The sequence below is a fragment of the Actinomadura luzonensis genome, from assembly GCF_022664455.2.
Lineage (GTDB): Bacteria > Actinomycetota > Actinomycetes > Streptosporangiales > Streptosporangiaceae > Nonomuraea > Nonomuraea luzonensis.
This window is the reverse complement of the sequence record NZ_JAKRKC020000003.1, coordinates 563,315-584,341: the sequence shown is the minus strand read 5'-3', so window position 1 is coordinate 584,341 and position 21,027 is coordinate 563,315. Positions and strand designations below refer to the sequence as shown.

At 72.8% G+C, this 21,027-nt stretch carries 17 protein-coding genes; 8 read left to right on the top strand and 9 right to left on the bottom strand.

The window, feature by feature from the left end:
• Positions 1 to 339 precede the first annotated feature (339 nt).
• The 5 genes from MF672_RS47730 to MF672_RS47710 all read right to left on the bottom strand — a co-directional run bounded on the left by MF672_RS47730 (position 340) and on the right by MF672_RS47710 (position 7,042).
• On the bottom strand, positions 340 to 1,389 hold the full coding sequence (locus MF672_RS47730) for an acyl-CoA reductase (protein WP_247815798.1): 1,050 nt from the start codon (positions 1,387 to 1,389) through the stop codon (positions 340 to 342).
• Between the two features lie 431 nt (positions 1,390 to 1,820).
• A complete protein-coding gene (locus tag MF672_RS47725; RefSeq protein ID WP_242371986.1) occupies positions 1,821 to 2,852 on the bottom strand; it encodes a LuxE/PaaK family acyltransferase in 1,032 nt (343 codons plus the stop codon).
• A gap of 232 nt (positions 2,853 to 3,084) precedes the next feature.
• Positions 3,085 to 4,422 (bottom strand): AMP-binding protein, encoded by a 1,338-nt coding sequence (locus MF672_RS47720; protein WP_242371984.1) that lies wholly within the window; start codon positions 4,420 to 4,422, stop codon positions 3,085 to 3,087.
• A 455-nt stretch (positions 4,423 to 4,877) separates the two neighbouring features.
• Positions 4,878 to 5,789, bottom strand: a complete 912-nt coding sequence (locus MF672_RS47715) for an SDR family NAD(P)-dependent oxidoreductase (RefSeq protein WP_242371983.1) — start codon at positions 5,787 to 5,789, stop codon at positions 4,878 to 4,880.
• A gap of 1,004 nt (positions 5,790 to 6,793) precedes the next feature.
• Positions 6,794 to 7,042 (bottom strand): acyl carrier protein, encoded by a 249-nt coding sequence (locus tag MF672_RS47710; RefSeq protein ID WP_242371982.1) that lies wholly within the window; start codon positions 7,040 to 7,042, stop codon positions 6,794 to 6,796.
• 225 nt (positions 7,043 to 7,267) lie between these two features.
• Here MF672_RS47710 and MF672_RS47705 point away from each other — a divergent pair, with 225 nt between their 5' ends.
• The 3 genes from MF672_RS47705 to MF672_RS47695 all read left to right on the top strand — a co-directional run bounded on the left by MF672_RS47705 (position 7,268) and on the right by MF672_RS47695 (position 12,021).
• The gene (locus MF672_RS47705) at positions 7,268 to 8,044 is read left to right on the top strand and encodes a hypothetical protein (RefSeq protein WP_242371981.1); all 777 of its coding nucleotides are present in this window, start codon (positions 7,268 to 7,270) and stop codon (positions 8,042 to 8,044) included.
• A 38-nt stretch (positions 8,045 to 8,082) separates the two neighbouring features.
• Positions 8,083 to 10,002 (top strand): class I SAM-dependent methyltransferase, encoded by a 1,920-nt coding sequence (locus MF672_RS47700; RefSeq protein WP_242371980.1) that lies wholly within the window; start codon positions 8,083 to 8,085, stop codon positions 10,000 to 10,002.
• Positions 10,003 to 10,134: 132 nt separating this feature from the next.
• Positions 10,135 to 12,021, top strand: coding sequence for a glycosyltransferase family 2 protein (locus MF672_RS47695; RefSeq protein ID WP_242371979.1), 1,887 nt, complete (start codon positions 10,135 to 10,137; stop codon positions 12,019 to 12,021).
• Here MF672_RS47695 and MF672_RS47690 read toward each other — a convergent pair.
• Positions 12,018 to 13,148, bottom strand: coding sequence for an aminotransferase class I/II-fold pyridoxal phosphate-dependent enzyme (locus tag MF672_RS47690; RefSeq protein ID WP_242371978.1), 1,131 nt, complete (start codon positions 13,146 to 13,148; stop codon positions 12,018 to 12,020). The two genes, MF672_RS47695 and MF672_RS47690, sit on opposite strands and share 4 nt — an antisense overlap.
• Positions 13,148 to 14,101 carry a UDP-N-acetylglucosamine 4,6-dehydratase (inverting) gene (gene pseB / locus MF672_RS47685; protein WP_242371977.1) on the bottom strand — a complete coding sequence of 318 codons (954 nt, stop codon included), beginning with the start codon at positions 14,099 to 14,101 and terminating at the stop codon, positions 13,148 to 13,150. The genes MF672_RS47690 and pseB overlap by 1 nt, the downstream gene beginning before the upstream one ends.
• Positions 14,102 to 14,208: 107 nt before the next feature.
• Between pseB and MF672_RS47680 the strand changes: the two genes are divergently transcribed.
• Positions 14,209 to 14,946: a cytidylyltransferase domain-containing protein gene (locus tag MF672_RS47680; protein WP_302893421.1), complete on the top strand. Its 738-nt coding sequence runs from the start codon at positions 14,209 to 14,211 to the stop codon at positions 14,944 to 14,946.
• Positions 14,943 to 15,914, top strand: coding sequence for a PseG/SpsG family protein (locus MF672_RS47675; RefSeq protein WP_242371974.1), 972 nt, complete (start codon positions 14,943 to 14,945; stop codon positions 15,912 to 15,914). Before MF672_RS47680 ends, MF672_RS47675 begins: the two co-directional genes overlap by 4 nt.
• Here the strand turns inward: MF672_RS47675 and pseI are convergent.
• Both pseI and MF672_RS47665 read right to left on the bottom strand, forming a co-directional pair.
• On the bottom strand, positions 15,907 to 16,950 hold the full coding sequence (pseI, locus tag MF672_RS47670; RefSeq protein ID WP_242371972.1) for a pseudaminic acid synthase: 1,044 nt from the start codon (positions 16,948 to 16,950) through the stop codon (positions 15,907 to 15,909). The genes MF672_RS47675 and pseI overlap by 8 nt on opposite strands.
• The gene (locus MF672_RS47665; RefSeq protein ID WP_242371971.1) at positions 16,947 to 17,438 is read right to left on the bottom strand and encodes a GNAT family N-acetyltransferase; all 492 of its coding nucleotides are present in this window, start codon (positions 17,436 to 17,438) and stop codon (positions 16,947 to 16,949) included. The genes pseI and MF672_RS47665 overlap by 4 nt, the downstream gene beginning before the upstream one ends.
• A 154-nt stretch (positions 17,439 to 17,592) precedes the next feature.
• On the opposite strand from MF672_RS47665, the gene MF672_RS47660 reads away from it, so the two are divergent.
• The 3 genes from MF672_RS47660 to MF672_RS47650 are packed head-to-tail and all read left to right on the top strand — an operon-like array spanning position 17,593 to position 21,012.
• Entirely contained in the window at positions 17,593 to 19,038 is a 1,446-nt protein-coding gene (locus MF672_RS47660) for a glycosyltransferase family 2 protein (protein ID WP_242371970.1), read from the top strand.
• A gap of 48 nt (positions 19,039 to 19,086) precedes the next feature.
• Positions 19,087 to 19,950, top strand: a complete 864-nt coding sequence (locus tag MF672_RS47655; RefSeq protein WP_242371969.1) for a CDP-alcohol phosphatidyltransferase family protein — start codon at positions 19,087 to 19,089, stop codon at positions 19,948 to 19,950.
• A 21-nt stretch (positions 19,951 to 19,971) separates the two neighbouring features.
• Positions 19,972 to 21,012, top strand: a complete 1,041-nt coding sequence (locus MF672_RS47650) for a sulfotransferase family protein (RefSeq protein WP_302893420.1) — start codon at positions 19,972 to 19,974, stop codon at positions 21,010 to 21,012.
• Positions 21,013 to 21,027: the final 15 nt, after the last annotated feature.

Sequence of the window (21,027 nt, the reverse complement as noted above, 5' to 3'; positions counted from 1 at the left end):
TCACCAGTCCCGCGAGAACGGCAGTGATCGCCGGCCTCACTTCGGGGACGACCTCCTGACACCTCCACTTCGGTGGCGTTCGCAAGCATGCGAAACGGCTGGTAAGTTAGAGGGGTTGCCCCGGAAACGGGGCGCGGATTAATTCCAGCAGGTCGAGCAGGGCCGGTCAATTTGACAGCCACCTGAACGACTGAAAGAATTAGGACACAACGAAAGACCGAAACGAAACGCCTCCGACGCAAGGCTTGAAAGCCTGGCTGACGATGTACGCGTCCGTTTCTTGAGAACTCAACAGTGTGTTAAAAGCCAGTGCATGTGCATCACACATGTATCACCCCGTCATTCATGACGGATTCTTGCTTGGACAGTACTGTCCGAACAGTCATTGTTTGGAGAGTTTGATCCTGGCTCAGGACGAACGCTGGCGGCGTGCTTAACACATGCAAGTCGAGCGGAAAGGCCCTTCGGGGTACTCGAGCGGCGAACGGGTGAGTAACACGTGAGCAACCTGCCGTCGGCCAACGCCCCGACCCTGCAGTGCACGAACGTCCCAGCCCCCAGCCACCGCCGCGGCACCGCCGTCCCGTCCACGAGGGTGACGTTCGCTAGCGCGTTGCCCCGGAACTCCACGCTGCCGGCCACGCCGTCCGCCGCCAGCCCGTACGTCGCCACCCGCTTCTCCACGGCCATCCCCGCGTCCACGCCCCACCCACGCCCGTCGAGCACCCGCGTCACGTGCTCGGTGAAGTCGGCCCGGGCCGCCTGGCAGTCCTCCTCCGCGCCCACCCAGAACACGGTCCGCGGCGACGAGCAGGCGGCCTGGTCGAACCAGTACGTGTCGTTGACGAACCCCTCCGCCACGCTCGCCCGCAGCGCTCGCGCCGCGCACAGCCACTGCGCCGCCCGCAACACCGCGAACGACGACCGATCCGGGAAGCCCAGGTCACGGGCGTGCGGCGCGAGCGGATGCCGCCGCACCTCCAGCACCGTACGATCGCCGCCCCACACCACCCGCAGGTCGCAGGCCGCCGACAGGGCCGCCGTCACGCCTTCGCGGGACCGGTCGTAGGAGACGATCCGCTGCGTCTCGCTCACGATGGGATCGGCCTCGTCCAACGCCTCGTGCAACGTCTCGACGATCACCTCGGCGACCGCCCCGGCCCGCGGCGAGAGCCGCACGACGTTGCGGTTGCCCATCAGCGCGGACAGGGCCCAGGAGTACACGAAGACGGTGTCGACGTTGGCCGGCGGAATGTGGAAGACCAGACCGCGCGGCACCCGTACGTGCTCGCCCGCCAGGGCGTCCACCGTACGCGCCAGCTCGCTCGGCCGCAGGAAGAATCCGAGGGACCCGAGCTCCGGATGCCGCCGCGCCAGAGCAGGCCGCAACAACCGCCTCCCGAACGCTCCCAGAAACCCCCGGATCCGCTCATCCCCCACACTCAGCCCAGAACCCCGCACCCCCCGCAGCAGCTCCTCAACCGCCACGACATCCGACCCGCCCCTGCCGTCAGAGCACCCCGAACCCGCCGAACCCGCCGAATCCGGCGAACCCACATGAGGCCCGCCCTTCGCGAGAGGGAACCGAACCTGCACCAGGTGTCCCTCATCGTCCGCGCCGCCTTCGCTCCCGCCACGACCGACGCCTCCCGCCACGGCCGCCGCCGCTCCCGCTGCCTCCATCGCTCCCCTCTCCTCGCACTCCCATCACCGCCACCACCACGACGCCCAGCCCTCACCACGCGGGCGCTCAAACCCTGGCCCCCGCAGCCCCGACCCGCAGCCCCGGCCCTCAGCCTGGGACCCGCAGTCTGGGACCCTCACCCTTGTCCCGCACCGAAGGTGTCGCTGCAGCCGCGCACCTCGGCCCGCGGCAACCGTCCCAGCACCTCGAACCGCTTCCCCGGCCACGCCCCGTCGTCGACCCCACGCACCACCCCCATGTCCTCGGTGAGCAGCACGTGCCCGGGATAGGAGGTGGGCAGCGTGCTGACCACCTCGACCAGTCCCGGCGTCCCGACCGGCGCCTCCTCCCACGTCTCCGGATCCCGGATCACCACGTCCGCGAAGTCCGGGCAGTAGAGCCCGTCGCCTTCGGGCCCCTCCAGGAAGATGGTCCCGATCTGCTCGACCATCCCGTAGAAGTTGTGGATCCGGACGAGCCCGCACTCCGCGCCCAGCCGCCGCCGGAACTCGGCGTTGTCCACCGCCTGCTCGGCCAGCCGCTTCCAGCCGCCCGAGTGGACGAGCACCCCCTGCGACAGGTCCACCCCCAGGTCCAGCAGGTAGAGCCACACCATGAACGTGAACCCGAACACCAGGAACCGCTGACCGCCGTGCCGGGCCAGGAACCCCTTGACCGCCTCGGCGTCCACCCGCCCCCGCTCGTCCAGGACGAACGTGTGATCCCGCCCGAAGTTCATCATCCCGAGCACCCCGGCCCCGCGCGCGCTGAGCGTCGCGTCCCGGACCACGGCCCGGCTGTCGACCACCAGCATGGGCAGCCGCCGCTCGCCCAGCACCTCCTTGAGGGTCGCGGCCAGCATCCGCGTCTGCGCCGCCGCCGCCTCGCGGTCGAGGTAGACCCGGCTCGGCCGCTGCCCGGTGGTGCCGCTGGACGTCAGGACCCGGAACACCCGCTCGCGCGGCACACTCCGCAGCTCATGCGTCTTGAACAGCCGCACCGGCAGCCACGGCAGGTCCACCAGCCTCTCGTACGGCGGCCGCGCCCCCGTCGCCTCGAGAATGCGCCGGTACGGCAGGCACGCCTCCCGATGCCGCTCGGTCAGCGCGGCCAGCTCCCTGACGAGCCGCGCCTCCCGCTCCCCTTCACGCAGACTGAAAACGCTCACCCCGAACCCCCGCTCGTGCTCGTACGTCCGGATGCCGCCCACAACGCCCTCGCGCCCGCACGCCGCCGCCAAGCACCCATGCCCGCGCACAGCCACCAAGCGCCCGTCTCCCTCGCCCCCCACACCACCCCTCGCAGACCATGACGACAGGCGGCTCTGCCGCCCTGCCCCTCACCTCCCATGAAGCGTCCGATCAGCCGCATTCGCGCCGCGCCCCGCACCCCGCGACCGCTCATGTACGACTCTCCAGGGCCCGGTAGTCGACCTTGCCCGTGGCGAGCAGCGGCAGCCGCTCGATCGGCCGGACGTCGAAACCGCTCCAGTGCAGCCGCAGCTCGGCGCCCAGCCGCCGCGCGAGCCCCGCGCAGCCGGCGGCGTCGAGCCCTTCGGCCCAGACGGTCACCCGGTCGTCCCCGCTCGTGGCCGCGACCGGCCCGGCACCGCGCAGCAGGCGCTCGACGTCGTCGAGGTTCACCCGCACGCCGAAGATCTTGGCGATGCGCTTGAGCCGTCCGGTGATGTGAAGGAAGCCCTCCGCGTCGAGGTGCCCGAGGTCGCCGGTGCGCAGCACCCCACCGAGGTCGTCCCCTCGGGCCAGGTCGGCGGCCGTCTCGGCGTAGCCCATCATCACGTTGGGCCCGTGGTAGACGACCTCGCCGTCCTCGATCTCCAGCCGCCCGCCGGGCACGGCCGTGCCCACCGAGCCGAGCTTGTCGGCCAGCCGGTCCGGCGGCAACACGGCGATCCTGGCCGTCGCCTCCGTCTGCCCGTACATCACGAAGAACCGGTCCGCCTTCGCCGCGAACTCGGTGACGAGCTCCGGCGCGAGCCGCCCGCCGGCCTGCGTGAGCGTGGCGACGGACGGGTGCTCGGCCCGGTCGTAGCGCAGCCGGCGCAACATCTCGTACTGGTACGGGACGGCGGCCAGCGACGTGCAGTGGTGCGCGTCCAGATGCGTCCAGAACGAGCGCTCCAGCAGCCCCGCCTCGGTCAGCATCACCGTCGCGCCCGCGATCAGGTGACTGTTGAGCACCGAGAGGCCGTAGCTGTAGTGCAGCGGCAGGCTGGTGGGCGCGACCTCGCGCGGAGTGATCGACAGGGCTGTGGCGATGCCGGCGGCGTTGGCCAGGACGGCCTGGCGGGACAGCCGGACGAGCTTGGGGTTGCCGGTGGACCCCGAGGTGGCGAGAAGCACCGCGAGATCGGGATGCGGATCGGGCACGTCGCGCCGCGCGGGCGGCGAGCCGTCCCCGGCGTGCGTGAACCCGAGCAGCGCCGCCGGCCGGAACCGCGCGGCCAGCTCCGCCAGCGCCCCCGGCGACAAATCCGGGTCCAGCAGCGCCACGGGCCGGCCGGAGCGGAAGGCGGCCAGGTAGCGGAGCACGGAGGCGAGATTGTTCCGCATGCCGCAGAACAACGGGCCGGGACGCAGCCGGGCCAGCACCTCCGCCGTCCGGACCACCCGCCGCTCCAGCTCACCCGCGCCCAGCACCACCGACTCCCCGGCGATGATCAGCCGCGCCTGCGGATGAGGAAAGGCACTCGCGGCGACCGCGAACCCTCCGGCCACCGACGCGGGCGCGACCGCGGCTGCGGATCCGGGCGCTGATGCGGGTGCGGAAACGGAGGACCGTGACGGTGCGGCCGCGGAGGCCGGTGCGGAGGCGGACACGGAGGCCGGTGCGGAGGCGGACGCGGAGGTCGGTGCGGAGGCGGACGCGGGGGCGGAGGCCGGTGCCGGTGTTGCGGCGGAGGCCGGTGCCGGCGCGGAGGCGGCTTCCGGTGCGGCTGCTGCGGAGGCGGATGCCAGTGCAGTTGCCGCGGATTGCGGTGATGCCTCGCCCTGAGCCGTGTCGCCGCCCCGTGAAACGGTTGCCCGCCGCGAGGCGACCGCCGTTTCGACGTTGAGCGCCGGATTGGCACTGAGCGCCGGATTGGCACTGAGCGTCGGGGCCGGCTGCGTGCCGGGCCGCGTAGTCGGAGTTCCAGGGGTCGAGGAGGGCGTCGGCTGCTGTTCGTGGTTCGTCATGGCACCAGACCCCCGTCCACCCCGAGGATCTGGCCGGTGATGAAGTCGGCGTCGGGGGAGAGCAGGAACGCGACCGCGCCCGCGACGTCGTCGGGACGACCGAGCCGGCCGAGCGGGGTGGCGGCGATCGTGGCGGTACGGGCGTCGGGGTCGAGCGTGGACAACATGTCGGTCTGGATGTAGCCGGGGGCCACCGCGTTGACCCTGATGCCGGAGCGGCCCAGTTCTTTGGCGGCGGCCAGGGTGAGGCCGACGAGCGCGGCCTTGGAGGCCGAGTAGACCGTCTGGCCGGGGCCGCCCGCGAGGCCCATGACCGAGGACATGACGACCACCGCCGGGAACGTCCCGCGTCGCAGCAGCCTGAGCGCGGCCTGCAGGGTGTGGGTCGCGCCGACGGCGTTGACCTGGAAGAGGCGGCCGACCGTCTCGTGGCGCACCATGCCGAGCAGGCCGGCCGCGTGGATGCCGGCGTTGACGACGAGCGCGTCGAGACGGCCGTGGCGCTGGTAGATCTGCCGCATCATGGCCGCGACGAGGGCGGGGTCGGCGACGTCGCCGTGCACCGCGTCCGTCAGGCCGCCGGTCTGCGCGGCGACCTCGGCGGCGGCCTTGTCGGCCCGCTCCTCGTCGCGGCCGTGGAGCACGACGCGGTCTCCGCGGGCGGCCAGCCGGACCGCCACCGCCCGGCCGATCCCCGTCGTCGAGCCCGTGACGAGGACGACGCGGGGAGAGGAAGGCGGAGAGGGCAGGGTCGCGGGTCGCTGCGGCGACGTCGCGGGGACGTGTTCGGACGCCGCGCGGCTGAGCCCGAGGCCGCTCCACGCCAGGGCGAACTCCTGCCCGGGGTGGGTGACCTGCTGAGGGCTTGGAGGTGCCGGCGCGGGGCGGCTCTCGCGCTGCTCGGTCATCAGGTGCCCGCCTGTGGCGTCTGGGGCATCTGGTGCGTCCGGCGCTTGATCGGGCAAAGTGCTCGTCGTTGTGGCATTCGTCGCGAGGACCGCAGGTAGCGGGGTCGTAGGGGTGGGACACGTTGTTTGAGGTCCGGCCGTGCCGGGCGGCTCGGGCGTTTCCGGTCCGGCTGCTGCCGTGGCGCTGTCGTCGGACGCCGGCAGGCCCAGGCCGAAGCCGCTGAACGGTGCGGTGTCGGCATCAGGGCTGCTGGGTGCCGCCTCGGAGCTGGAGCTGCCGGCATGTGCCGGCTTCAGGTGGGAGGCGCTGGGGGATGACGTCCTGACGCCTGGACTGCCGGACGGAGTCAGGTCCGTGCGCGTCTCGTCGTGGCTGTCGCGGGGCACTGGAGGCGTGGGGGAGGTGCCGCGTGAGGCCACCCTGGTGCCGGAGCCGCCGGACCGGGCTCGCCCCGTGCCGGAGACGTCAGCGCCGGCGACATCGGGAGATCCCGGATCGGGCCCGAGGCCGTCGCCGGGCCGTGCCGGTGCCAGGCCGAGACGGATGGACGGTGCCGCGTTCGGTCCGGGATCGTCGGGGCGCGCCGGTGTCAGGTCGAGACGGGTGGGTGACGCCGCATTCCGTCCGGGATCGTCGGGGCGTGCCAGTGCCAGTGCCGGTGCCGGGCCGGGACCGGTGGACGGTGCCGGGCTCGGGCCGGAGCTGATGGCCGGTGCCGGAGAGGCGTCGAGGGCCTCGGTCGCTTCCGGTTCCGGTTCCGGTGTCATCGCGCCCTCCCGCGGTCGGTAGACGCTGCCTGGTCCGTTGTCATGCCGCCCCCAATGGCTCGGACGATGGCTGGCCCGGTCTCATGGCACCCCCGGCAGACCGGAGGTGGACTGGTGTGGCTCGTGGCGTCCCCCGACGCCTCCTGCTGGTGCCGGCACCGGCGTCTGCCCCCGACGCCCCCGGTGGCCCGGGCTCCTGCTGCTGCGGGAGCGCGGAGCCGGGTGCGAGGGCGCGGTCAGACGGCGGCGGTGCCGACGCCGTGCTTCTCGAGGAGCTCGGCCGCCTTGGCGAACGAGCTCATGTCGATCATCTCGTCGGTGTCGATCATGATGGAGAACTCGTCCTCCATCGCGGCGACCAACGCCATGTGGGCCAGTGAGTCCCACTGCTGGATGGCGCGGTATTCGAGGTCGTCGACGGATGCGTCGGCGGGAAGGTTGAGAGCTCTGCGGAAGACGGCCCGCAACCGGTCGAGATGGCTCATGATCACTCACTAACTCTCTGTCCTCAGGCCACGACCGAGTGTAGCGGCAATTCCGGGTCCGGAGAAACCAAGACCCCACCCCGAGTAATGGAACCGTATAACGGCGAGTGAGGCACGTTCGGGGCTGGGAATGTCGGATGGGGCGCGCCAACCGCTACGGGGGGAATGATGGACGAATCCAATCACTGGTACGGGCACTCGCGCATACTCGGCAGATACTGTGAGATGCCGGACGAGGCGCCGAAGCGCATCCAGGGCTTTCTGCAACATGGGTGGAACTATCTGCACGGGTTCCCGCCGAACGATCACTGGTGCAGCCCGGGTTATCCCCGTTTCGTGTGGTCTGACGTGCTGCGCCGACGAGGCTGGTCGATGGGGCGCAGAGGACACTACCTCATCGGCGCGCCCTGGATTTACCTCCTTCATCTGGAGCCCGAACTGGGCGTCACCCCGAAACGTGAGGGTACGATCTGGTATCCCTTTCACGGCTGGGAGAAGAGCTCCGTCAGCGGCGATCATGCCCGGCTGGCGGACGAAATCCGAAATGTCGAGACAGAGCCGGTCACGGTTTGCCTTTACTGGCTGGAATTCGCAAACCCGGACATTCGGCGAGCGTATGAATCGCGGGGTTTTCGGGTCATCTGTCACGGCGAGCGCGGTTCCCGCTGGGAGGGGAAAGGGCGCGACTTCCTGCGCAAGCAGCTGACCCAGCTGCGACGCCACCGCAGGGTGGCCTCCAACCGGCTCGGCAGCGCGCTGTTCTACGGCGCGTCGGTGGGCTGCGAGGTCGCCGTGTACGGGGACCCCATGCAGTACGAGGACGAACGCCCCGAGTACGGCGGCACGGCGCGCCGCATGCGGCTCTGGCCCGAGCTGCACGGCGAGCGCGTCGATCCCGAGCTGGCGGTCGAGGTGGCGCGGCGCGAGCTGGGATTCGAGTATCAGGCGACACCGGAGGAGCTACGGCGCATGTTCGGATGGAAGCGGGTGCGGTACGCGTGAACGAGGCACCCGGGAACGTCCGGTTGATCGGTGGAGAAATGCTGCTCTGGTCGGACATGGCCGACATGGGCGGCATCACCGACTGGCGGGGGGCGGCACTTGAGCTGATCAGGCGGATCCTTCCCGCGAACGGCAAGGTGCTGCTGGTCGGCCCGCATCCGCAGGCGGTGGTGGACGAGGTGGCGGCTCTCGCCGGATTGACGGGCGCGCTGGCGAAGGCACTGCCGGAGGACGTCGTCGCGTCTCCAGCGAAGGCACTGCCTGAGGACGGCGATGTGTCGACGGTGGAGGTGCCGTCTGAGGACGGCGATGTGTCGACGGTGGAGGTGCTGTCTGAGGACGGCGATGTGTCGACGGCGGAGGTGCTGCCTGAGGACGCCGTCGGGCCGGGCGCTGTCGCTGCCCGCCCTCTTCCTGTCGGAGAGGGCACGGGTGCGCCGGACGGCGAGGGTGCGTCGGGTGACCAGGGGGTGGGCGGGGGGCCGGACGTGGGGGTGTTGGTGCGGTCCTACCCCGACGCCTGCGCTCTGGGTGAACGTCACCCGGGGCTGGCCGTCTTCTGCGGGAGGCTGGAGGCGTTCCGGGCGGAGGAGCCGTACGATCTGGTGCTGGCCCTCGACGGGCTGCTGCGGACGCACTCCGCCGAGGCGCCGGCCGCGGCCTGGATCGAGTCGCTCGACGCCCTGGCCGCGCTGGTCGCGCCGGGCGGGCGGCTGGTCCTCGGCGTGCGCAACGACCTGGGCGTCGACCGGTTCCTGGAGGCGCGGCCCGCCGACCGCGACGGCGGCGACGATCAGTGGGCTCCGCACGGCTTCGACCCCAGCTACCCCAGCGGGCCGGGCGCGCTCGACGCCGGCCTGGAGTCCGCGGGGCTGACCGTGCAACGCTGCTACGCGGCCTATCCGGGACGGCAGGCGCCCAGGGCGCTGCTCGCCCGTGAGGCGCTGGCCTTCGACCTGCCGGACGCGCTGGCGTTCCCGCTGAGCGCCAGGAACGGGGACCGCATGCTGGTCGCCGATCCGCTGCGGCTGACCCGCCTCGTCTTCCGGCACCGGCTGGGGGAGGAACTGGCGCCGATGTGGCTCGCCGTCGCCACCCGGTCCCCGCTGCTCACGGCGGCGGCGACCGGGACCGCCGCGGACGAGGCCTCGAGCGCGGCGCTTCCGGCGGAGACGGTGGCGGGAGGGGGGCTGCCGCTCGGGCTCGTGCAGGAGGGCGAGCTCCTGTACGAGCTGACCAGGGCCGGGCTCAAACAGCTCCCCGACGGCGACGAGCGCCCCATCCCCGCGGGCCGGGTCCTGGAGGAGATGCTGGTCGAGGCGTGCGCCCGCGAGGACACCAGGACCGTCCGCGAGCTGCTCTCCGCTCTGGCCGGCTGGCTGGAGGACGGCGGCACGGCGGACGCGGCGGGTGCGGCGACCGACAGCCTGGTCTACGACGGCACCCGTTTCACCCCCATAGGCGACCTCAAGGGCCCGTCCACCCCGCCCGAGCCGCGGATCGTCCTGTGCCGGATCCTGTGGCGGTTCGCGGTGCGGCTGCAGGCGGCCGGGCACCACCACCCGTGGCCGTGGCCGCTGGAGGCCGACCAGCTCACGCTGACGCTGTGCGGCATGGCGGGCCGGCCCTGCGACCCCGGCGACCTCGACCGGGCCCGCAAGCTGGACGCCGAGCTGGGCCACCCGGTCGAGCAGGCCGAGCACGCGCCCACGTACCGGGACCTGCTGAGCGCCCGCGACCGGCTGGCCGATCAGCTCACCGCGGCCCTGGCCAGGATCGCGCGGCTGGAGACGAAGCTGTCCTACCGGGAACGGGAGCTGGTCCGGGCGAAGGCCAAGCTGCGCAGGACCCAGCGCAAGGCGACGGCCTACCGGCGCACGCTCGGCTACCGGCTCTCGCGCCGGCTGGCCAGGCCGCGCCGGGTGGCCCGCAAGGTGTTCCGCCTGCTGTCCGGATGACCCGCGCCACGCCACAGCCACGCCACAGCCACGCCACAGCCGCGCCTCCCAGCGCCACGACGCCCGGCCCACCGACACGACGCACCACACCACCACATGACGCATGACGCAGAGCGACGAAGAGGAGTACTCGTGCCGGCTCTCTCGGTGATCGTCCCGTTCCACAACGTCGAGAAGTACATCGGCCCCTGCCTGGACTCCATCACCGCCCAGACCCTGGACGACCTGCAGGTGATCTGCGTCGACGACGGCAGCGACGACCAGGGGCCGGACGTCGTGCGGGCCAGGCAGGCCGAGGACCCCCGCATCGACCTCGTCACCCAGCACAACCAGGGCGTCGGCCGGGCCCGCAACGTCGGCCTGGCCCGCGCCACCGGCCGCTACCTCGCCTTCGTGGACGGCGACGACACCGTGCCGCGCGACGCCTTCCAGCGCCTGGTCTCCAGCCTGGAGGACACCGGCTCCGATCTGGCCTGCGGCAATGTCATGCGGTTGTGCCGCAACCTGCTGGTGCCGTCGTGGGCGCACCGCGAGGCGTTCGCCAGGCCGAGGAAGCGCACCCACATCACCCGCCACCCGCTGCTGATCCGCGACCGCATGTTGTGGAACAAGGTCTACCGCCGCTCGTTCTGGGACCGGCTGGGCCTGAGTTTCCCCGAGCGCATGTACGAGGACCAGCCGGTCGCGATGGCCGCCCACGTCGGCGCCCGCTCGGTGGACGTCCTGGCCAAGGTCGTCTACCACTGGCGGCAGCGCGACGAGCCGGGCACCTCGATCACGCAGCGCAGCCTGGAGGCGGGCAACCTGCGCGACCGCCTGCTGTCGGTGCTGGAGACCGCCGACCTGCTGGCCCGCCACGCGCCCCGGCTCAAGCCCGCCTTCGACCGCGACACCATGGACATCGACATGGGGGTCGCCGCCGAGGCCGTGGCGGCCATGGGCGCCGCGGCCGACCCCGCGCTGATCGACCTGATCGTGCGCTACCTGGACGGCGTGTCGCGCGAGGCGTGGCTGAGCGTGCCGTTCGCGCACCGGCTGCAGGTCCATCTGCTGCGCAAGCGCCGCCTGGCCGAGCTGGCCGACGTGCACGCCCAGGCCCGCGACGGCCGGCTGCGCCCGCCGCTGCGCCCGGCGGGCCTGCTGCGGAGGCGCTGGCAGGGCCGGCACGCGTGGCTGCCGGGCGGGCTGTCGGACGTCTCGGGCGAGCTGGGCCTGTCCGCCCGGCTGCTGGAGCTCGACTGGCGGGACGGCGTGCTGGCCGGCGTGGGCCGGGTGGGCGTCGGCAGTTTCGACGTGGGGGCGCTGCGCCGGGTCCGCGTACGGGTGTGGCTGGAGGAGCGCCGCACCGGCGAGCGCGTGCACCTGTCCGAGGAGGAGGCCGCGCCCGGCTGGGAGAGCGTCGAGGAGGAGGACGGGGCGCGGCTGCCGCAGCACGTGTTCCCGTTCGCGTTCGCCTTCGACCCGGCCGCGCTCTCGCCGGCCCAGCTCGCCCGGCGCGGCCAGTGGGACCTGCGCCTCCGGCTCAGGGGGCCGGGCCTGCGGCTGGAGGGCAGGGTGGCGGGGCCGCGCTGGCTGCCGCCGGCGATCCCGGCCCCGCGCCGCACGTCGGGGGTGTGGGTGGTGCCGGTCCGCAACGCGAAGGGGGCTTGGGGGCTGCGGCTGCGCATGGCCGAGGTGATCATCGGTGAGTGCCGGATGGACGGCGGCGACCTGGTGTTCTCGGGGGAGATGGCCGACGTCGGCGACGGCGAGCCGGTGCTGCGGCTGCGCCGCAGGAGCGACGGCGAGGAGATGTACTTCCCGGTGGCGCTGGCCGGCCAGGACTTCCACGCCCGTGTCCCGCTCGCCGACATCGACGAGTGCGTCGGCCACGAGTCGTGGTGGGAGGTCGTCATCGACCAGGGCAAGGCGCTGCGCCCGCTGGTGCGCACCGGTCAGCGGCCGGTCGCGACCGTCGCCGACCGGCGCTTCCTGGTGGACCGCGGCGAGGACGGCTGCCTGCTCCTCGCCGAACGCTAACGCTGGCCGAGGATCGTGGTCAGGGTCTCGATGACGTGGTCCTGCTCGGCGTCGGTGAGGTCGGGGAAGAGCGGCAGCGACAGCTCCTCGGCGTAGTACGCCTCGGCCCGCGGGCACATGCCGCGCCGGTAGCCGAGGTCCTCGAACACCGGATGCCAGTACGCGGGCAGGTAGTTGACCTGCACGCCGATGCCGGCCGCGCGCATGCGGTCGTAGACCTCGCGCCGCCGCCCGTCGCGCACCCGCACGGGGTAGAGGTGCCAGCTCGGCGACACGTACGCGCGCTCGGCCGGCAGCTCCAGCCCGGCCACGCCGCGCAGCAGCCGCCCGTAGCGGGCCACCAGCTCGGCGCGCCGGGCGCGGAAGCGGGCGAGCCGCCGGAGCTGGCTGAGGCCGAGCGCGCACAACACGTCGGGCAGGCGGTAGTTGAGCCCGAACGCGTGCACCTCCTGGTGCCAGCCGCCCACCGAAGGGTCGCGCTGCCCGGCGGGGTCGCGGACCAGGCCGTGGTTCATGAAGCGGGCGGCCCGCAGGCGCAGCCCGGGGTCGGCGACGGCGACCGCGCCGCCCTCGGCGGTGGTCACGGTCTTGGTGGGGAAGAACGAGAACGTGGTGAGGTCGGCCAGCGCCCCCACGGGACGGTCCTTGTAGGCCGCCCCGATGGAGTGCGCCGCGTCGGCCACCAGCCGCGCCCCGGCCCGGGCGGCGACCTCGCGCAGCTCGTCGTAGTCGGCCGGATGGCCGGCGTAGTCGACGGCGGTGATCACCCGGGTGCGGCCGGTGGTCAGCGCGGCCGCCGCGTCGGAGTCGAGGTTGCCGGTGTCGGGCTGCACGTCGGCGAAGACCACCCGCGCGCCGAGCAGCGCCGCCGTGGCCGCCGTCGCGACGAACGTGAGCGGCGTGGTGACCACCTCGTCGCCCGGCCGCACGCCCGCCGCCGCGTAGGCGACGTGCAGCGCGGCCGTGCCGGAGGTGACCGACACGCACGGCACGCCGCCGGTCCAGCGGGCCAGCTCGGCCTCGAACGCGGCGACCGCCGGCCCGGTGGTCAGCCAGTCGCCGCGCAGGACGGCGGTCACCGCCTCGACGTCGGAGTCGTCGATCGACTGCCGCCCGTAGGGGAGCATCAGCCGGCCACCATGTCGCGCAGGTCGTCGACCGACAACCACTGGTCGTTGGTGTCGGAGCGGTAGGCGAAGCCCTCGGGCAGCAGCTCGCCGCTCTGCGGCGGGGCGTAGCCCCAGGTCGCGATCGTGGGCTGGACCACGTACCGGTCGGCGAGCCGCAGCGTGCGGCGGCCGTCGTCGGGGCCGATCATCTCCTCGTGCAGCTTCTCGCCGGGCCGGACGCCGATCTCGTAGATCGGGCTCTGCGGCGCGAGCGCCTCGGCGAGGTCGGTGATGCGCATGCTGGGGATGCGCGGCACGTACAGCTCGCCGCCCCGCATCAGCTCGAAGGAGTCGACGACGAAGCGCACGGCCTGATCGAGGGTGATCCAGAACCGGGTCATGCGCTTGTCGGTGATCGGCAGGCTCTCGCCCTGCTCGGCCAGGCGCAGGAACAGCGGCACCACCGAGCCCCGGCTGCCCACGACGTTGCCGTAGCGGACCACGGAGAAGCGGGTCTCGTGCGCGGCGGCGTAGTGGTTGGCCGAGACGAAGAGCTTGTCGGCCACGAGCTTCGTGGCCCCGTAGAGATTGATCGGGCTGGACGCCTTGTCGGTGGACAGCGCCACCACCTTGCGGACGCCGCAGTCGATGGCGGCCTCCACCACGTTCTGCGATCCGGCGATGTTGGTGCGGACGTACTCGAACGGGTTGTACTCGGCGGTGTCGACCTGTTTGAGCGCGGCGGCGTGCACGACGTGGTCGATGCCGTGCATGGCCCTGGTCAGCCGCTCGCGGTCGCGGACGTCGCCGATGAACCAGCGCAGCCGCTCGTCGTCGCCGAAGAGCTGCCGCACCTCGTACTGCTTGAGCTCGTCGCGGGAGAAGACCACCAGGCGCCGCACCCCGAGCGTGTCGAGTGCGTGGCGGATGAAGGCCTTCCCGAAAGACCCCGTTCCCCCGGTGATCAACATCGACGATCCATGGAGAATGCTCACGTCGCCCCCTGAAATCGTGTGCCGGGCGGTAGCATAACGCGATCGGCCTATGACGCACTGTCACACGGGGGAATGGGGCTTTCGTGCGTATTGTCGGAATCATTCAGGCCAGGATGGGATCCACCCGACTTCCCGGCAAGGTGCTGCGCCCGCTGGGCGAGGGCGGCCGGTCGGTGCTGGGGTGGGTGGTGCGCGCCGCCCGGGAGTCGGAAGCGCTCCACGACCTGCTCGTGGCCACCACCACGCTGCCGGACGACGACGTGGTGGCCGAGGAGTGCGCCCGGCTCGGCGTCGCCTGTCACCGAGGGCCGGTGGACGACGTGCTCACCCGGTTCACCCAGGCGATGGACGGGCGGCCGGGGGAGGCCGTGATGCGCTTCACCGCCGACTGCCCGCTGCTCGACCCGACCGTGATCAAGGAGGCGGCGCTGGTGTTCCAGGCCGTCCCCGGGCTCGACTACCTCAGCACCAGCCTGGCCCGCACGCTGCCGCGCGGCCTCGACGTCGAGATCATCGGCAGGGCCGCGCTGGAGCGCTGCGACCGCGAGGCCGTCGCCTACCACCGCACCCACGTCACCTCCCACATCTACAGCGAGGCCGCCGACGAGTCGCGGCTGCTCGGGCTCGCCTACCACCCGGTCGCCGCCGACCTGCGGGTGACGCTCGACACCGAGGACGACTGGGCGCTCATCTCGCGCGTGGTGGGCGAGCTGGGCGACGGCTGCGTGCCGGTGCGCACGCTGGTGAGCTGGCTGCGCGCCCGCCCCGAGGTGTGCGGGCTCAACGCCCACGTCCGGCAGAAGGCGCTCCAGGACGCGTGAGCGCGGGCCCGCGGATCGGCTTCCGCTGCGACGCCGGTGCCGGCAGCGGGGTCGGGCACCTCGTCCGCTGCGTCGCGCTGGCCGAGGAGCTGCGCTCGCGCGGGGCCGCCGCCGTCTTCCTCGGGTCGGTGCGCGACTCGCCCTGGGCCCTGTCCCAGCTCCGCGACCGCGACCTCCCGCTGACCCCCGCCCCCGAACGCCCCGACGCCCTGGCCGCCCTCGCCCGCACGCTCGCGCTGGACGCCGTGGTCCTCGACTCCTACCACCTGCCGCCGGGCACCGGCGCCGAGCTGCGCCGCGCCGGGCTGCCGGTGCTCGCCATCGTCGACGGCGACCCCCTCGGCCAGGACGCCGACCTCTACCTCGACCAGAACCTCGGCGCGGAACGCCGCCACTTCCCGGCCGGCCCGGTGCTGGCCGGCGCCCGGTACGTGCTGCTGCGCGACAGCGTGCGGGGCCGCGCGAGGGTGCGCGGCGGCGGGGGCGTCCCGCGCGTGCTGTGCTTCTTCGGCGGCACGGACGCCGCCGGGGTGGTCCCCGCCTGGGCGGCGGCCCTGCGCGCGACCGGGGTGCCGTTCACCGCCACCGTGGTCAGCCCCGTACCGTTCGAGGCCGGCGGGCCGATCGAGGTCGTCCCGCCCACCGACCGGCTGCCGGAGCTCATGGCCGCGGCCGACCTCGTCGTCACCGCCGCCGGGTCGGCGATCTGGGAGCTGCTGCACCTCGGCGTGCCCATGGCGCTGACCTGGGTGGCCGACAACCAGCTCCTCGGCTACGACGAGCTGGTCGGCAGGGGCGTGGCCGCGGGCCTCGGCGGCGAGCCCGGCCCGGAGGCGGTCGCCGTCCTGGCCCGGCTGCTGTCCGACCCGGCCGCCCGCGAGGAGCACGGCCGCCGGGCCGGCGGCCTGGTGGACGGCAGGGGCAGGGAGCGCGTCGCCGACGCGCTCCTCGCGCTGCTCCCTAGATGAGGTCCCACGTCAGCGGCGTGCCCATCGGCACGTCGCGGACGAAGCGCCGCCCCGTCACCTCGCGCACCGCGTCCGGCGGCAGCCCGCCGGCGGGCCGGATCGAGCGCACGTTGCCCGGCCCCACCTCCTCGCCGGCCCGCACGTCGCGCACGACGTGGAGCGAGCGGCGGAAACGCAGCCCCTCGCGCTCGGACGGCCGCGGCCCGAGCACCGGCTCGCCCAGCGCCTCCCAGGCCCGCCCGCTCTCGGTCACGAGCGCCGCCAGCTCGGCGGGCTCCAGCGAGAACGCCGAGTCGACCCCGCCGTCGGCCCGCGCGGCGGTGACGTGCTTCTCGATCAGGCAGGCCCCCAGCGCCACCGCCGCGAGCGGCACCCCGATGCCCGGCGTGTGGTCGGAGACGCCGACGACCTCGCCGGTGAGCGCGGCCAGCAGCGGCAGCGCCCGCAGGTTGCTCTCCGCGGGCGCGGCCGGATAGGACGCCGTGCAGGCCAGCACCACGAGCTGCGTGCAGCCGCCCTCCCTGGCGGCGGTCACGGCGGCCTCGATCTCGCCGGTCGTCGCCATGCCGGTGGAGATGATCAGCGGCTTGCCGGTGGCCGCCGCGAGCCGGATCAGCGGCAGGTCCACCAGCTCCGACGAGGCGATCTTGTACGCGGGCACGTCCAGCTTCTCCAGGAACTCGACCGCCGTCGGGTCGAACGGCGAGGAGAAGGCGGCGAGCCCCCGCTCCCGCGCCCGCGCGAACAGCGGCCCGTGCCACTCCCACGGCGTGTGGGCCCGCTGGAAGAGCTGGTAGAGGCGTTCGCCGCCCCACAGCGCGTGCTCGCCGCCCAGCCGGAACGCCGGCCCGTCGGCGTCGACGGTGAGCGTGTCGGGCGTGTACGTCTGCAGCTTCAGCGCGTGCGCCCCGGCCTCGGCCACCGCGTCCACGATGGCGAGAGCCCGCTCCAGGCTGCCGTTGTGGTTGCCGGACAGCTCCGCCACGACGTACGGCGGATGGCCGGGCCCGATGGCCCGCCCCGCGATGGAGATCATGACTGTTGCCTCCTCAGCTCGATGGCCACGACGTCGCGCGGCACGCCGTCCACGTCGCGGCGGTAGGCGGCGACCTCGGCGAAGCCGAAGCGCCGGTGCAGCGTCCTGACCGGCTCGTTGTCGGCCAGCACCTCGCCCCGCAGGACGCTCAGGCCGAGCGGGCCGAAGGCGTGCCCGATGGCCGCCCGCTCCAGCCCGGCCCAGGCCCGCAGCAGCGCCCCCGACCGCTCCAGGCCGTCGAGGTCGAGGTAGAAGCCCCAGGTGGCGCTCGCGGCCGACAGGTCGGAGTAGGCGACCACGCCGGCCGGCCTGCCGTCGTGGTCGTAGACCAGCACGCGGCGGGTGGCGTCGGCGCGGACCGCCGCCCACCAGCGGGCGTGCTCGGCGGCGCCGATCTCGTGCGTGGTGAAGCTGGCGGCGCGCACCTTGGGGTGGTTGCGCCAGCGCCGCATGGCGGGGAGGTCGTCGTCGTGGACGTCGCGAAGCATTGCGCCCCCTACGATTCGTGTGCGTCCTGACGCACAACGTAGCGGATGTGGCCGGGCGGTAAAGAGCTCTTCAGGCCCGGCCCTCCGGCGGGCACCGCGCGGCATGCTGCCCTCGATCGCATTTCCGGTCGTCGAGCCAAGGAGCCGTATCGGCATGATCCCCCTGCTCAGCGTCATCGTCCCGTTCCACAACGTGGAGCCCTACCTCGCCGAGTGCCTGAAGTCGCTCGCCGTCCAGACTTTGGACGACCTGGAGATCGTGCTGGTCGACGACGGCTCCGCCGACGGCAGCAGGCGGGTCGCGGCGGACTTCGCGGCCGCCGACCCGCGCTTCGTCCTGGTCGGGCAGCGCAACCAGGGGCCGGGCCCGGCCCGCAACGCCGGCGTCCGGCGGGCCAGGGGGACGTACCTGGCCTTCGCCGACGCCGACGACGTGGTGCCGCCCGAGGCGTACGAGCGGCTGGTCGCCAAGCTGGCCGAGACCGGCTCCGACCTCGCCTGCGGCGCCGTGGGCCGGCTCGTGGACGGCGTGCTGGAGGAGTCGACGCTGCACGAGAAGGTGTTCCGGCGGCCGGAGCTGTGCACGCACATCACCGACAAGCCGGTGCTGGTGCGCGACCGCACGGTGTGGAACAAGGTCTACCGGCGCGACTTCTGGGAGCGCGCCGGGCTGCAGTTCCCGGCCGGCATCTACGAGGACGTGCCGGTCGCCATGCAGGCGCACGTCCTCGCCACCAGCGTCGACATGCTGGGCGAGGTGGTCTACCACTGGCGGCGGCGCGAGGAGGGCGAGAACTCGATCACCCAGCGCCGCAACGAGCTGCCCAACCTCAACGAGCGGCTGACGGCCATCCGCGCCGTGCGCGCCTTCCTCGACGAGCGGGCCCCTGAGCTGCTGGACGGCTTCGACGCGCTGGTGCTGGAGAAGGACGTCCTCTTCCTGTTCCAGGCTTTGGAGGCGAGCGAGGAGCCGGAGCCGCTGCTCGACCTGGCCCGCGCCTGGCTGGCCGAGCTGGGGCCGCGGGCGCTGGCCGGCGCGCCGTCGCTGCGCCGCCTGGAGCTGCACCTGATGGCCCGCGGGCTGGTCGCGGAGCTGCGGGAGGTGCGCGACTTCCGCCGCTCCCGCGCCGCGACCGGCACCCGCGTGGTGCCGCGCGGCTGGCGCAACCCCGGCTGGTACGGCGACTACCCGTTCTTCCGCGACCGCCGGCTGCGCGTCCCCGACGAGGTCTTCGACGCCCGCGAGGAGCTCAAGCTGGTCGCCCGGGTGGACGCGGGCGAGTGGGCGGGCACGGAGTACCGCCTGCGCGGCCAGGTCGCCATCCACCGCGTGGACCGCCGCGTCGGCCGGGTGGACCTGTGGCTGAGCGACGGCCGCCGCAAGGTGCCGCTGGAGGTGCGCCGCTCCGGCCGCCACGGCGTCTCGGCCGTCATCGACCCGGCCCGGCTGGCGGGCGGCGGGCCGGTGTGGCGGCTGCAGGCCCGTACGGAGACCCGCGGCCTGGTGCTCAAGGGCTGGTTCAGGGACGGCGAGGCCGGCGGCACGTGGCGTTTCACGGTGCCGCCTTGGTCAAGAACCGGCATGGACATCCCCCAGTAGTTCCAGACAGTAATCACGATGGCGCGGCCCGTGTTCATGCTGGTTTGCATGAGGACCTATTCGCTGGATGACGTCCACGAGACACGCAAGCGGAGAGACTCCTGGTGGACCGTTTATTTCGTGGACCCGGTCGCCTGCCGGGTCGCCCTGCCCGTCGCCAACCGCACCCGGATCACGCCCAACGCGCTCACCGTGCTCTCGCTGGTCCTCGGCGCGGTCTCGGCCGCCTGTCTCGCGATGAACCAGCTCGTGGCGGGCGCGGTGGTCTTCTACCTCAGCTTCATGATCGACTGCGTGGACGGCAAAGTCGCCCGGCTCAAGGGCACGGGGACGCCCTTCGGCCTCTGGCTCGACTACGTGGGGGACCGGATCCGGGTCGTCCTGTGCGCCGGAGGGCTGGCCTACGGCCAGTACGCGCTGACCGGCGAGGTCGCCTACGTGGTCCTGGGCGCGGCGGTGGCGGTGCTGGACCTGTTCAGGTACGTCAACGCGCCGCAGATGAAGCGGGTGCGCGAGGCGGTGCGGGAGGAGCGCCAGGGGGCGGCCGGGCCCGCCGCGGCCCCGGACGACGGGCCGCTGGGGCCGGCTCTGGAGCCGTGCGGCCCGCCCGAGCTGGAGGAGGACACCCAGCCGCTGGAGCGGGTGCCGCGCGCGCCCGGCTTCTTCCGCCGTCTCAACAGGTTCCTGGCCCGGCACCGGGTCCGCTCGCATCTGATCAGCGGCATCGAGTTCCATGCGGCGGTGTTCGTGATCGCGCCCCTCGCGGGGGCATGGGCGCTGATCCCGCTCGCCACGGCCGCGGGGGCGCTGCTGCTGGCCAACGAGGTCTTTCTTGTCTACCGGATGTGGCGCTTCACGCGCAGGCACGCCGTCGCCTCCTCTCGGGAGAGCCGAGAGCACGTTCTCGTCTAAGTTTTCGGGGGTTAGTACGAAATGTCCGACAGGCCAGTCTTCGTTATCGGATGCCCGCGCTCCGGCACCACGATGCTCCAGCTCATGCTGCACTCGCACCCGCGCATGGCGGTGCCGCCGGAGACGCGCTTCCTCGTTCCCGCTTATTACCGCCGCCGCACCTGGGGCGACCTGCGCATCGAGTCGCGCCGCAAGGCCCTCGCGCAGTGGATCGCGACCGACCGCAGCACCAAGTTCCGCGAGCTGAAGATCGACAAGGACGCGTTCGTCCAGCAGGCCGTCGAGGGCCCCGGCTCGCTCGGCTCGGTGATCGGCACGGCCTTCCGCATGTACGCCGACCGCTTCGACAAGGCCCGCTGGGGCGACAAGCGGCCGAGCTACGTCAAGCAGGTCGACCTGCTGCTGCGGCTCTTCCCCGACGCCCAGTTCATCCACCTCATCAGGGACGGCCGCGACTGCGTGGCCTCGCTGAAGGAGATGCCCTGGTACACGCTGGACTCCTTCCACGCCGTCTCCACCTGGGCCGAGGCCATCGACGCCGGCTCCAGGCTCAAGCGCACCCTGCCCGCCGACACCTACTTCGAGCTGCGCTACGAGGACCTCACCGACGACCCGGCGACCGAGCTGAAGAAGCTCTGCCACTTCCTGGAAGAGGACTTCTCCCCCTCCATGATCTCCCCGCGCGAGGCGGCCAGCGTCGCCGTGCCGCAGCACAAGGTCTGGCACAGCAACACGCACGGCGAGGTCATCCGCAGCCGCGTCGGGAGCTGGGCCGGCCGCCTGGACGACTGGGAGATCGCCCTGTGCGAGCACATGCTCGGCGACCGCCTGGAGTCCATGGGCTACGAGCTGACCGGCGCCCCCAAGCCGGCCAAGGAGCACGTCGTGGCCGCCCAGAAGACCATGCAGAAGCGCAAGGCCAGCCGCATGCGCAAGCACATGCGCGACCGCTTCAACCGGCTGCGCGAGCCCAGCCCGGTGGGCGCCCTGCTCACCAGCCGCCAGCGCTCGCTGGCCGGCGTCCCGCGCCAGCGCGCCGAGGTCGCCGAGCCCGCCGTCTGAGCAGCCCGTCCCGTC

Excerpts from the sequence above, each read along its gene's own strand:
- MF672_RS47715 (WP_242371983.1), bottom strand. The coding sequence starts at position 5,789 with ATGACCGAGCAGCGCGAGAGCCGCCCCGCGCCGGCACCTCCAAGCCCT.
- MF672_RS47710 (WP_242371982.1), bottom strand. The coding sequence starts at position 7,042 with ATGAGCCATCTCGACCGGTTGCGGGCCGTCTTCCGCAGAGCTCTCAAC.
- MF672_RS47705 (WP_242371981.1), top strand. The coding sequence starts at position 7,268 with ATGCCGGACGAGGCGCCGAAGCGCATCCAGGGCTTTCTGCAACATGGG.
- MF672_RS47700 (WP_242371980.1), top strand. The coding sequence starts at position 8,083 with ATGCTGCTCTGGTCGGACATGGCCGACATGGGCGGCATCACCGACTGG.
- MF672_RS47690 (WP_242371978.1), bottom strand. The coding sequence starts at position 13,148 with ATGCTCCCCTACGGGCGGCAGTCGATCGACGACTCCGACGTCGAGGCG.
- pseB (WP_242371977.1), bottom strand. The coding sequence starts at position 14,101 with ATGTTGATCACCGGGGGAACGGGGTCTTTCGGGAAGGCCTTCATCCGC.
- pseI (WP_242371972.1), bottom strand. The coding sequence starts at position 16,950 with ATGATCTCCATCGCGGGGCGGGCCATCGGGCCCGGCCATCCGCCGTAC.
- MF672_RS47665 (WP_242371971.1), bottom strand. The coding sequence starts at position 17,438 with ATGCTTCGCGACGTCCACGACGACGACCTCCCCGCCATGCGGCGCTGG.
- MF672_RS47660 (WP_242371970.1), top strand. The coding sequence starts at position 17,593 with ATGATCCCCCTGCTCAGCGTCATCGTCCCGTTCCACAACGTGGAGCCC.
- MF672_RS47655 (WP_242371969.1), top strand. The coding sequence starts at position 19,087 with ATGAGGACCTATTCGCTGGATGACGTCCACGAGACACGCAAGCGGAGA.
- MF672_RS47650 (WP_302893420.1), top strand. The coding sequence starts at position 19,972 with ATGTCCGACAGGCCAGTCTTCGTTATCGGATGCCCGCGCTCCGGCACC.